The sequence below is a fragment of the Streptomyces pseudogriseolus genome (genome assembly GCA_002154585.1).
GTDB classification, from domain to species: domain Bacteria; phylum Actinomycetota; class Actinomycetes; order Streptomycetales; family Streptomycetaceae; genus Streptomyces; species Streptomyces pseudogriseolus.
Map to the genome: position 1 here is coordinate 1 of MUNG01000382.1, position 11,638 is coordinate 11,638.

At 72.4% G+C, this 11,638-nt stretch carries 10 protein-coding genes; 6 read left to right on the top strand and 4 right to left on the bottom strand.

The genetic code is table 11. From position 1 onward, the window contains the following. Window positions 1-402: 402 nt before the first annotated feature. Window positions 403-594, top strand: a complete 192-nt coding sequence (locus tag CCN29_RS28220; protein ID WP_006132030.1) for an SPOR domain-containing protein — start codon at window positions 403-405, stop codon at window positions 592-594. A gap of 173 nt (window positions 595-767) precedes the next feature. On the opposite strand, the gene CCN29_RS28225 is transcribed toward CCN29_RS28220, so the two are convergent. Next, entirely contained in the window at window positions 768-2,117 is a 1,350-nt protein-coding gene (locus tag CCN29_RS28225) for an MATE family efflux transporter (protein ID WP_086685424.1), read from the bottom strand. A gap of 142 nt (window positions 2,118-2,259) precedes the next feature. On the opposite strand from CCN29_RS28225, the gene CCN29_RS35090 reads away from it, so the two are divergent. The 5 genes from CCN29_RS35090 to CCN29_RS28245 all read left to right on the top strand — a co-directional run bounded on the left by CCN29_RS35090 (window position 2,260) and on the right by CCN29_RS28245 (window position 8,028). Further along, complete coding sequence (locus CCN29_RS35090) at window positions 2,260-2,790, top strand: PadR family transcriptional regulator (protein ID WP_107481743.1); 531 nt, start codon at window positions 2,260-2,262, stop codon at window positions 2,788-2,790. Window positions 2,791-2,852: 62 nt separating this feature from the next. After that, on the top strand, window positions 2,853-3,257 hold the full coding sequence (locus CCN29_RS35095; protein WP_107481744.1) for an NUDIX hydrolase: 405 nt from the start codon (window positions 2,853-2,855) through the stop codon (window positions 3,255-3,257). 138 nt (window positions 3,258-3,395) lie between these two features. Beyond that, window positions 3,396-3,848: an ATP-binding protein gene (locus CCN29_RS28235; protein ID WP_086685426.1), complete on the top strand. Its 453-nt coding sequence runs from the start codon at window positions 3,396-3,398 to the stop codon at window positions 3,846-3,848. A gap of 267 nt (window positions 3,849-4,115) precedes the next feature. Continuing rightward, the gene (locus tag CCN29_RS28240) at window positions 4,116-6,755 is read left to right on the top strand and encodes a SpoIIE family protein phosphatase (RefSeq protein ID WP_031016911.1); all 2,640 of its coding nucleotides are present in this window, start codon (window positions 4,116-4,118) and stop codon (window positions 6,753-6,755) included. A 112-nt stretch (window positions 6,756-6,867) separates the two neighbouring features. Then, window positions 6,868-8,028, top strand: a complete 1,161-nt coding sequence (locus CCN29_RS28245; protein WP_031060368.1) for a glycoside hydrolase family 18 protein — start codon at window positions 6,868-6,870, stop codon at window positions 8,026-8,028. A 9-nt stretch (window positions 8,029-8,037) separates the two neighbouring features. Here the strand turns inward: CCN29_RS28245 and CCN29_RS28250 are convergent, their stop codons facing one another. Genes CCN29_RS28250 through sdhC form a run of 3 tightly spaced genes read right to left on the bottom strand, consistent with a single transcriptional unit; the run spans window position 8,038 to window position 11,585 of the window. After that, window positions 8,038-8,805 carry a succinate dehydrogenase/fumarate reductase iron-sulfur subunit gene (locus CCN29_RS28250; RefSeq protein ID WP_086685428.1) on the bottom strand — a complete coding sequence of 256 codons (768 nt, stop codon included), beginning with the start codon at window positions 8,803-8,805 and terminating at the stop codon, window positions 8,038-8,040. Then, a complete protein-coding gene (locus tag CCN29_RS28255) occupies window positions 8,802-10,736 on the bottom strand; it encodes a fumarate reductase/succinate dehydrogenase flavoprotein subunit (RefSeq protein WP_006132022.1) in 1,935 nt (644 codons plus the stop codon). Before CCN29_RS28255 ends, CCN29_RS28250 begins: the two co-directional genes overlap by 4 nt. A 15-nt stretch (window positions 10,737-10,751) precedes the next feature. After that, window positions 10,752-11,585, bottom strand: a complete 834-nt coding sequence (gene sdhC, locus CCN29_RS28260; protein WP_031016906.1) for a succinate dehydrogenase subunit SdhC — start codon at window positions 11,583-11,585, stop codon at window positions 10,752-10,754. Window positions 11,586-11,638: the final 53 nt, after the last annotated feature.

Genomic DNA, 11,638 nt, shown 5'->3' on the forward strand with positions numbered 1-11,638 from the left:
GCCGTGCGACAGGGGCGACATGTCCGGTCAGGGCGATGTAGCCGTCCGGGTCCGGGCCATGGGGCGACCTGCGAGAACGGCCAAATCCCTTCGACACCGCAGCCGGCGCGGGTTCGGGGCGCGCCGGAGCCGACGTGCGGGGGCGAAGGGATTTGGCCGTTCTCGCAGGTCGCCCCATGGACCGGACCAGGACGGCCACATCGCCCTGACCGGACATGTCGCCCCTGTCGCACGGCGCATCCGCCACCGTGCGCCCCCTCCGTGCTGGCCGGTTGCGTGCCTGTTCGTGAAAAGCCGTATTCGCACAGTGAAGGTAAGGCGTAGGCTCGGGCATATGCGGACTGCGGTTTCCTTACCGGGCGAGGTGCGGCACAGGTCGCGGAAGGCAAGTGGAGGGGAGCGATGAGCGACGGCACGGTGACTCTTCCCTGGCTCGTCGTGCGTCAGGACGACAACGGCAACCGCTACCGGGTGGGCCGTTACGCGACACGCGCCGAGGCGGAGAAGATCGCGGACAGCCTCGACGGCCGCGGCCACAAACAGCTCTACTGGGTCGAACGCATCGGCCAGAGCGGCTCCACGACGGTCAGCTGACCCGACGAAAAGTGACCCGGCCGGACCGGGCCCTGACCGGACCGAACCAGGTCGACCCGGGCCCAAGCGAACAGGGCCGAACCGGACCTGACCCGGCCTCCGACGGCCCCCGGCGCCGGACGGCCGGCGCCGGCCCACGGTCCCGCTGTCGCTGTCCCGTCGCCGGGGCCCCGTCACGGCCGTACCCGTGACGCCTCCGGCCGCCCGCCCGCGTCACCGGCCACCGCGCCGGGCCGTGCCGTGCGCCGGTGCATCCGGGACGCCGCCGCGCACTGCACCGCCATCGACAGCGCCATGGCCAGGCACACCCCCGGCAGGCCCCACCCCGACAGCCAGGTGGCGAGCGCCAGTTGGAGGACCGTCCCGCCGAAGGTGACGCGGGCCAGGGTCCGGGCCCGCCCGCTGCCCTCGAAGACGCCGCCCAGCGCGATGAAGCAGGCGAGCAGGACGAGGTACGGCCCCACACAGCGCAAGAAGAGCGTCCCGGCCTCGGCGACCTCGCCCCCGGCGCCGAAGCCCCGCATGATCCACTGTGCGGTCCCGAGCAGCACCACCGCCGCCGTCAGCCCCAGGCATCCCGCCAGCAGCAGCACCTGCCGGCCCACCTCCCGCCGCTCGTCCCGCCCCGCGCCCAGCAGGTGCGCGGTGTGGATGGAGGCGGCCTGGCGCACCGCGTAGAAGGCCATGGTCGCCACGTACATCGCCTTGGTCGCGATCCCGTACGCCGCCACCTCGCCCACGCCGATCCGGGCGACGACCGCGACGAGCGCGAGGGCCCCGGTCATCCGGACGAGGAAGTCGGCCGACATGGGCAGGCCGGTCGCCGCCGTCCCGCGCAGGTCGGAGACCAGACCGGTGAGACCGGAGCCGCGCCGGAGCGGAAGCGCCCTGCGGTGCAGGGCCGTCAGCCCGCAGGCCAGCGCCGCCGTCCGGCCCAGCACCGTCGAGACGGCCGCCCCGCGCACCCCCAGGTCCAGCCCGAAGACGAGCAGCGGATCCAGCACCAGGATCAGGCCGTTCGCCAGCAGGGACAGCCGCATCGGGGTGCGGGTGTCGCCCGAGCCCTTGAGGATGCCGTCGACCACGTTGGTCGCGTAGAACACCGCGATGCCCGGCAGCGCGATCGCGAAGTAGCCGCTCGCGAGCGACAGTGCGTGGCCGTCGTCGCCGCCGAGCACCAGCCGGGCCAGCGGCTCCCGCGCCAGGAATCCGCCCACGGCGACCACGGGTGTGACGAGCGCCCACAGCGCCCAGCCGCCGCGCACGGCGGACCGCAGCGCCGCCGCGTCCCCCGCGCCCCTCGCCCGCGCGACCCGGACGGTCGTGCCGGAACCCGCCACGAGGATCAGCCCGAGCAGCAGGTTCTCCACGTTCGTCGCGACCGCCACCGCGGCGACCGCGTCCCCGCCCAGCCGGGCCACCCAGACCATGTTGATGATCCCGGCCGTCACCCCGGCCAGCAGCTCGACGTAGACGGGGCACGCCAGCGAGACCAGCGTGCGCCGATGCCGTACGGCTTCCACAGCGAATCCCCCTCGACCCCCCGCGTCGCGGTACCTCGATTCGAGGTACCGCGAAAAGAGATAGCATCGAACCCGCCGGGCGGACAAGCGCACGGACGGATGCGGGCACATCGAGCGCCCGTCGAGGGCAGGGGGTACGGCCGTGCTGGAGCTGTCGATCCTGGGGTTTCTCCACGAGGAACCCCAGCACGGCTACGAGCTGAAGGCGCGCATCCAGGCGCTGCACGGCCATATCCGCCCGGTCAGCGACGGCGCCCTGTACCCCGCCATCACGCGGCTGGTGAAGGCCGGCGCGGTCGAGCAGCGCACCGAACCGGGCAGCGGCGCCGCCGCCCGACGCGTGCTGTCCCTCACCGACGCGGGCCGCACCGCCCTGACGGACCGGCTCAGGGAGCCGAAGGACGTGGAGATCACCGACGGGCAGCGCTTCTTCACCCTGCTGGCGTTCCTGCGCTTCCTCCCCGACCCCGCCGCGCAGTCCGCCGTCCTGCGCCGCCGCAAGGCGTTCCTCGACGCCCCGTCGAGCTTCTTCCACCGCGACGGCGAGCCGATGCGGGCCGAGGAGGCGCCGGACCCGTTCCGGCAGGGGATGCTGCGGATCGCCCGCGCGACCACCGTCGAGGAGCGGGCGTGGCTGGAGGAGACGATCACCGCCCTGGAGGGCCGGGCGTGAAGGGCGCCCCCGCCCGGCCGCTAGGGTCGTGTCGCGAAGTGGCGGACGACGAAGGCGGAGTGATGCCGGGCCTGATCGACACGGTGGCGTGGGTGTACGTCGAGGACGGCAGGATCCTGTGCGCCCGGCCGCGCGGCAAGGACGTCTTCTACATCCCCGGCGGCAAGCGCGAGGGCGCGGAGAGCGACGTCGAGACGCTGCTGCGCGAGATCAAGGAGGAGCTGACCGTGCTCCTCGACCCCGCCACGGCCACGCACGTCGGTACGTACGAGGCCGAGGTGCCCGGCGCTCCGGACGGCACCGTGGTGCGCATGAGCTGCTGGACCGCCGACTTCGCCGGGACCCTCTCCGCGAGCAGCGAGATCGACGAGATCGCGTGGTTCTCGTACGCGGACCGGCCCCAAGTGCCCCCGGTCGACCAGCTGCTCTTCGACGACCTGCGGGCCGCGGGCACCCTGGACGGGTGACGCGCGATTCCGGCGCACCGGCGTGAGGATGACGACGTGTGAGCGCCCCGTGGGCACCGGACCGCGCGAGCGGTGCGCGGCTCGCGCCGTTGTGCGCGGTACTCCGTCCGGGATATCGGGTATGTGGCTATTGACCGCATGAAACCGGACACGGTCGGACTGCCTGTCTCGCTCGGCGGGGAGGTGATCCGCGTGACCGACACCGACGGCGACCGGGCCACGTGGAGCTTTCCCGCGGACCCGGACGCGGTGCGGGCCGCCCGCCGCGCCGTACGCGCACAGCTCGCCCGGTGGGAGCTCGACGGCGTCGCCGATCTTGCGGCGCTGCTGGTCAGCGAGCTGGTCACCAACGCCCTGCGGCACGCCACCGGACCCGTCGGCGTGTGCCTGACCCGGCCCTCCGGCCGTTCCGGGGTGCTGCTCGTCGAGGTGTCCGACCCGGTGCCCGAACCGCCGCACGAACGCGTCGCCCGGCCCGACGACGAGGGCGGGCGCGGACTCCAGCTGCTCGCCCGTTCCTCCCGTCGCTGGGGTCACCGGTCGGGGCCGCACGGGAAGACGGTGTGGTGCGAACTCGTGGTCCCCCGGTGAGGGCTCGCACGGCCGTTCGCGGGGGTGTGCGGACCCTCGTCGCACCCCGTGACCGGTTCCCGTCCATGACGGTTGCCGAACCGGGGGATTCGACGGCGTGTCCGCTGGTTAGAAGACTGGAAGTGTTCTCACGGTGCGGACCGAAAAGCATCGGGACCGTGCTGTGATCGTGAACACCGTGTTGTGCGGCGCCGTAGTGCTGGATACTGCGGGCAGCCGCCCCCGGTGACCGGTGCCGGACGCGGTGAGCTGGAGGGGACGGTTCGCGTGAGCGAGATACCAGCGAAGGCCACGGAGTCCGAGGACTCGTCGGGCGGCCCGAGGGACGAGGCCGCCGACGGCCTCGTATCCGGCGATGCTCCGTCCGGGGACGCGATGTGGCAGACCGCCCCGCCCGGCTCCATGTACGACTACATCAAGGTCGCGTCCTTCTCGATCGGCCCCGACGGACTGGTCGACCAGTGGAGCCTGCGCGCCGAGCAGATCTTCGGCATCCCCGCGGAGCGCGCCGTCGGCGCGGACCCCATCGAGGCGTTCCTCGAGCCCGTCCGCAGGGAGCGCGGCCAGCGCAAGATGGCCGAGATCCTCGACGGCCGCGAGTGGACCGGCGTGGTGCCGTTCCGGCTCCCCGCCCACCTGGCCGGGGACGAGCGCGACCGGGAGGGCATCGCCGAGGTCTACGTCATGCCGACACGGACCGAGGCGGGCGAGAAGGCCGCGGTCTGCATCGTCGTCGACGTCCGCACCCTGCGCCGTATCGAGACGGACCTGGCCGCCTCGCAGGCCATATTCGGCCAATCTCCCTTCGGTTTCGTGCTGATCGACCGTGACCTGCGAGTCCGCCGTGCCAACGAGCGGTTCGCGTCCCTCTTCGGCGGCACGCCCGACGACCACCGCGGCAAGGGCGTCCACGACTACCTGCCGCGCGGCGAGGCCGAGCGGGTCGCGGCGACCCTGCGCCGGGTGCTGGAGACCGGCGAGTCCATCACGGACATGCACGTCACCGGGTTCCTCCCCGGCTCCGACGAGCGGCGTCACTGGTCCGTCAACCTCTACCGGGTGCACAGCGGCAGCGGCCGGCCCATCGGCATCGCCTGGCTGGGCATCGACATCACCGCCCGCCGCGCCGCCGCCCGCGAGGCAGCCGCCGCGCGGCGCAATCTCGCCCTGCTGAACGAGGCCGGCGCACGCATCGGCAACTCCCTCGACCTGGAGACCACCGCGCGCGAACTGCTCGACGTGGTCGTGCCCGGCTTCTGCGACCTGGCCACCGTCGACCTCTACCAGGGGCTGCTGGCCGGCGACGAGACCCCGCCCGGCCTCGCCGACGGCAGCGCCGAGGTGCGCCGGGTCGCCTTCGCCAGCGCCGTGTCCGACGGGCCCATCAGCGGCACCGGGGACCCGGTGAAGCTGGGCGCCGTCCACCACTTCCCGTTCAACTCGCCCTGCGCGGACGCCCTGCGCACCGCCCGCCCGCAGACCGTGCCCGGCGAGGACGGCGGCCTGGTGCAGTCCACGCTCGCGGTGCCGATGGTCGCCCACGACACCGTGGTGGGCCTCGCCCAGTTCGCCCGCACCAAGGGCAGCGAGCCGTTCGGCGACCGCGACCGTGACCTCGCGGTCGAACTGGCGGCGCGTGCCGCCGTCTGCATCGACAACGCCCGCCTCTACCGCCGCGAGCACGAACGCGCGCTGATACTGCAGCGGTCCCTGCTCCCGCCCGGCGACCCGGAGGCGTCCGGCCTGGACATCGCCTGCCGCTACCTGCCCGGCAACGCGGCGAGCGGCCGCACCGGCGAGGTCGGCGGCGACTGGTTCGACGTCATCGAACTGCCCGGCCACCGTACGGCGTTGGTGGTGGGCGACGTGATGGGCCGCGGCCTGCGCGCCGCCGTCGCGATGGGCGAACTGCGTACCGCCGTACGGACGCTGGCGCAGCTCGACCTCGAACCGGCCGAGGTGCTCTCCCAGCTGGACGAGATCGCCCGCGGCCTCGGCGCGCCCGGCGGTCCCTCCCAGGCGTTCGCGGGAGGCGTCCAGCAGGCCACCCGGGCCGCCCGCCGCCCGAGCGAGGCGGACCTCTCCGAGGTGTACCTGGCCACCTGCGTGTACGCCGTCTACGACTCCGTCACCCGCCGCTGCACGTTCGCGAACGCGGGCCATCTGCCGCCCGTCCTGGTCGAGCCCGGAGAGAACGCGCTGATGCTCGACGTGCCGCCCGGCATGCCGCTCGGCGTCGGCGGGGAGCCGTTCGAGGAGGTGGAGGTCGAACTGCCCGAGGGCGCCCTGCTCGCGCTCTACACGGACGGACTGGTCGAGAGCCGCGACCACCCCCTCGACGAGGGCCTCCAGGCGTTCGTGGGCGCGCTCACCGACCCCTCCGCCCCCCTGGAGGACGTCTGCGACCACGTCCTCAACACGCTCGACACCCATCACGGCGAGGACGACATCGCGCTGCTGATGGCACGTGTCCAGGGCCTGCCCGCCGACTCCGTGGGCGACTGGACGCTGCCGCGCGAGCCGCGCAGCGTGGGCCGGGCCCGCGAGTACGCCCGCGCCCAGCTCCTCGCCTGGGACATGGAGCCGCTGGTCGACACCACGGAGCTGCTGGTCAGCGAGCTCGTCACCAACGCCCTGCGGTACGGCGAGGGGGAGATCCGACTCCGGCTGCTGCTGGACCGCACCCTGGTCTGCGAGGTCTGGGACTCCGGCCTGGTCCAGCCCCGCAGGCGGCGCGCCCGCGACACCGACGAGGGCGGCCGGGGCCTCCAGCTCGTCGGCCTGCTGAGCGCCGCCTGGGGCTCACGCCGTACGCCCCGGGGCAAGACGGTGTGGTTCGAACTGCCGCTTCCCGGGGCCGACACCGGCCTCACCGACCCGGCGGAGGCGCTGCTCAGCCTGTTCTGACGCCCCGTCGACCCGGCGGTGACCCTCCGTGATCATGACGCCGTGGACGCAACCGGACCACCCGTTCCCCTCGTCCTCACCCCCAACATCGGACGGCGAGGGGAACGGTGGCATGGAGCACACGGAGTCGCGGGACGGGACGGCCGGTACGGACGACTCGCGGCCCACGCCCGAGCCGTCGCCGGAACCCACGCCCGCGCCCGAGCCCGCGTCCGACCCTGAGCCCGCGTCCGACCCCGGCCCCTCGCCGGAGAAGAAGCGCCCCAGACCTTGGGTGCGACGCGTCAGACGCACCGCCCTCGTGCTCGCCCTGGTGCTGATCGTGCCGCTGCTCGCCGTCGAGACCGCGCTGCGGGTCAACTACATGGGCGACCCGGCGGAGGGGACGTACACCCGCGGCCGGGACGCCCTGTGGCTCGGGCACGCCTGGGTCGACGGACGCAAGAAGGACGCCGACGTCACCGCCCTCGCCCGGCGCCTGAAGGACACCGGCGTCCGGGACCTCTACGTCCACTCCGGTCCGCTGGAGCACGACGGCACCCTGCCGACGTCGGCGTACCCGCGCGCCCGGTGGTTCATCGACGCGGTGCACCGGGAGATGCCCGGGGTGCGCGTGCAGGCGTTCCTCGGGGACGTCCTCGCCAACGGCGGGCCCGACGGCCTGGAGCTGAGCGACGCCGCCACCCGTACCGAGGTGGTGCGCAGCGCCGGACAGGTCCTCGACGCCGGCTACGAGGGCGTCCACCTCGACCTGGAGCCGCTGCACTCCGACGACGCGCACTACCTCGACCTGCTGGACGACCTGCGGGGCGTCACCCGGGCACGGGACGCGCAGCTGTCCGTGGCCGCCCACCAGATCGACCCGCTCCCGCACCTGCACTCCGTCGCGGGCTTCGTCGCCGACCACCCCAAGTGGTGGTCGCAGAAGTTCTTCGGGCAGGTCGCGCGGCGCGTCGACCAGATCGCCGTGATGTCGTACGACACCGCGCGCCTCTTCGAGAGCACCTACGGCGGCTACGTGGCCCAGCAGACCTCGCTCGCCCTGGAGGTCACCCCGCCCACCACGCACCTGCTGATGGGCCTGCCCTTCTACTACGAGAGCAACCCGAGTCACTGGGGACACGCCGAGACCGTCGCCGCCGCCGTCCGGGGCGCCCGCCTCGGCCTGTCCCGCACGGACCCCGACCGCGAACTCTTCGGTCTCGCCCCGTACATCGACTTCGCGGCGACCGAGACCAACTGGAAGGAGTTCAAGGACGGCTGGGCGCGCTGACCCCGGCCTCTAGGACCGGCGGCGGATCTTGTCGCCCAGCCAGACCAGCGGGTCGTACTTGCGGTCCGCCGCCCGTTCCTTCAGCGGGATCAGCGCGTTGTCCGTGATCTTGATGCCTTCGGGGCAGACCTCTGTGCAGCACTTGGTGATGTTGCAGTAGCCGAGGCCGTGTTCGTCCTGGGCCGTGCGCTTGCGGTCCAGGCCGGACTCGTCGGCCGCGTCCAGCGGGTGCATGTCCAGCTCGGCGACCCGCATCAGGAACCGCGGACCGGCGAACGCCGGCTTGTTCTCCTCGTGGTCGCGGACCACATGGCAGGTGTCCTGGCACAGGAAGCACTCGATGCACTTGCGGAACTCCTGCGAGCGGTCCACGTCCTCCTGATTCATCCGGTACTCGCCCGGACCGACCCCGGCCGGCGGCACGAACGCCGGGACCTGCCGGGCCTTGGTGTAGTTGAAGCCGACGTCCGTCACCAGGTCCCGGATCACCGGGAACGCCCGCAGCGGCGTCACGGTGATCGTCTCCTCGCGGTCGAACACCGACATGCGGGTCATGCACAGCAGCCGGGGGCGGCCGTTGATCTCCGCCGAGCACGAACCGCACTTGCCGGCCTTGCAGTTCCAGCGCACGGCGAGGTCGGGGGCCTGGGTGGCCTGGAGCCGGTGGATGATGTCGAGGACCACCTCGCCGTCGTTCACCTCGACGCGGAAGTCCTCCAGGCCGCCTCCGTCGACGTCCCCCCGCCACACCTTGAAGCGGGCCTCGTAGCTGTTCACTCGTAGAGCTCCTCTTCGGCCAGGTACTTGACCAGCTCGTCCTTCTCGAAGAGGGCGAGCAGATCGGGGCGGACGGGTTCGGTGGTCTCTCGGGTCAGGGTGATCTGGCCGCGCACCGCGTCCGTGGCGGCGAGCCCGCCCGTGGGATCGGTCAGCGCACACAGCAGGTTGACGTTGCGCCAGGCGCGGTCCATGGTCGCGTGGTCCTCGCGGGTGTGGCCGCCGCGCGACTCGGTGCGCTCCAGCGCCGCACGCGCCACGCACTCGCTGACCAGCAGCATGTTCCGCAGGTCCAGCGCGAGGTGCCAGCCCGGGTTGAACTGCCGGTGGCCCTCCACGCCCGCCCGGCGGGCCCGTGCCCGCAGCTCGGCGAGCTTCTGCAGGGCCTGCTCCATCTCGTGCTCCCGGCGGATGATGCCGACCAGGTCGTTCATCGTCTGCTGGAGCTCCTGGTGCAGCGTGTACGGGTTCTCCGGCGGGCCGTCGGCCTGCTCCCCGCCCTCGGCGGAGAACGGGCGCAGCGCCTCCGCGGCGGCCGTGTCGACCTGGGCGTCGTCCACGCGGGGCCGCCCGGCCCCCGTCCCGCTCGCGTACTCGGCCGCGTGCCAGCCGGCCCGGCGGCCGAACACCAGCAGGTCGGACAGGGAGTTGCCGCCCAGCCGGTTGGAGCCGTGCATGCCGCCCGCGACCTCACCGGCCGCGAACAGCCCCGGCACCCCGCGCGCCGCCGCCGAGTCGGAGTCGACGGCGATACCGCCCATCACGTAGTGACAGGTCGGGCCGACCTCCATCGGCTCAGCCGTGATGTCGACGTCCGCCAGCTCCTTGAACTGGTGGTACATCGACGGCAGCCGGCGCTTGATCACCTCCGCCGGCATCCGTGTGGACACGTCCAGGAAGACACCGCCGTGCGGCGAGCCGCGGCCCGCCTTGACCTCGGCGTTGATGGCGCGGGCGACCTCGTCGCGGGGGAGCAGCTCGGGCGGGCGGCGGTTGTGGTCCGGGTCGTCGTACCAGCGGTCGGCCTCGTCCTCGGACTGCGCGTACTTCTCCTTGAAGACGTCCGGGACGTAGTCGAACATGAACCGCTTGCCCTCGGAGTTGCGCAGCACCCCGCCGTCGCCGCGCACCGACTCGGTGACGAGGATGCCCTTCACCGACGGCGGCCAGACCATGCCCGTCGGGTGGAACTGCACGAACTCCATGTTCAGCAGCGGCGCGCCCGCGAGCAGCGCCAGCGCGTGCCCGTCGCCGGTGTACTCCCAGGAGTTCGACGTGACCTTGAAGGACTTGCCGATGCCGCCGGTCGCGATCACCACTGCCGGCGCCTCCAGGACGAAGAAGCGGCCGGTTTCGCGCTCGTACCCGAAGACGCCGCTCGCCTTCTCGCCGTCCTTCAGCACGCGCGTGACCGTGCACTCCTGGAAGACCTTCAGCCGGGACTCGTAGTCGCCGGTCTCGCGGAAGTCCTCCTGCTGGAGGGCGACGATCTTCTGCTGGAGGGTGCGGATCAGCTCCAGGCCGGTGCGGTCGCCGACGTGCGCGAGGCGCGGGTACTCGTGGCCGCCGAAGTTGCGCTGGGAGATCCGGCCGTCCTTGGTCCGGTCGAACAGCGCGCCCCAGGTCTCCAGCTCCCACACCCGCTGCGGCGCCTCCTGGGCGTGCAGCTCGGCCATCCGCCACTGGTTCAGGAACTTGCCGCCGCGCATGGTGTCGCGGAAGTGCACCTGCCAGTTGTCGCCGGAGTTGACGTTGCCCATCGCCGCCGCGATGCCGCCCTCGGCCATCACGGTGTGCGCCTTGCCGAACAGCGACTTGCAGATCACGGCCGTACGGGCGCCCCGCTCGCGCGCCTCGATCGCGGCGCGCAGGCCCGCGCCGCCGGCCCCGACCACGACGACGTCCCACTCCTGTCGGTCGACCACGGACATAGGTAAGGCCCCCAGCTAGAAGAAGCGCGGATCGTCGAAGACACCGGACGCGACGAGATAGACGTAGAAGTCGGCGAGCGCCACGCTGAGCAGCGAGGCCCAGGCGAGCTGCATGTGCCGGGCGTTCAGCCGGCTCACCCACTGCCACATCCGGTAGCGCACGGGATGCTTGGAGAAGTGCTTGAGCTTTCCGCCGACGATGTGCCGGCAGGAGTGGCAGGACAGGGTGTACGCCCAGATCAAGGCGATGTTGGCCAGGAACACCAGGGTGCCGAGCCCCATATGGCCCCACGCGTAGTCCTCGTCGCGGAAGGCGAGCACGGTGTCCCAGGTCAGCACGCAGGCGACCAGCAGCGCCGCGTAGAAGAAGTACCGGTGGACGTTCTGCAGGATCAGCGGGAAGCGCGTCTCGCCGGTGTACTTCGCGTGCGGTTCGGCGACCGCGCAGGCCGGCGGGGACGCCCAGAAGCTCCGGTAGTAGGCCTTGCGGTAGTAGTAACAGGTCAGCCGGAAGCCGAGCGGGAAGATCAGGATGATGATCGCCGGCGAGATGCCCCACCAGCCGCCGAACAGCTCCCAGTTCGGGCCGCCGCGCATCGGCTCGCAGTTCTCCGCGAGGCACGGCGAGTAGAACGGCGACACGTACGGCGCCGCGTAGTAGTCCGTGTTCGCGAACGCCCGCCACGTCGAGTAGACGATGAAGGCGAGCAGCCCGGCCGCGGTGGCGGCCGGGGCCAGCCACCAGCGGTCGGTCCGCAGATGGGGCGCGGAGATCGCGGCGCGCGTGCCGGATCTCACGCCGCCGAGGTGATCGGGGTCGGTCGCGGGGGGTTCCGTACCAGTGGCCACGTCGTCCACTCCGGTAGGGGTCGGGGGTGTCAGGTCGGCGGGCGGCGGTCGGG

What these genes read in the sequence shown, in the direction of transcription:
- CCN29_RS28235 (WP_086685426.1), top strand. Translation starts at nt 3,396, where the DNA reads ATGAAACCGGACACGGTCGGACTGCCTGTCTCGCTCGGCGGGGAGGTG.
- CCN29_RS28220 (WP_006132030.1), top strand. Translation starts at nt 403, where the DNA reads ATGAGCGACGGCACGGTGACTCTTCCCTGGCTCGTCGTGCGTCAGGAC.
- CCN29_RS28255 (WP_006132022.1), bottom strand. Translation starts at nt 10,736, where the DNA reads ATGTCCGTGGTCGACCGACAGGAGTGGGACGTCGTCGTGGTCGGGGCC.
- CCN29_RS28245 (WP_031060368.1), top strand. Translation starts at nt 6,868, where the DNA reads ATGGAGCACACGGAGTCGCGGGACGGGACGGCCGGTACGGACGACTCG.
- CCN29_RS35095 (WP_107481744.1), top strand. Translation starts at nt 2,853, where the DNA reads ATGCCGGGCCTGATCGACACGGTGGCGTGGGTGTACGTCGAGGACGGC.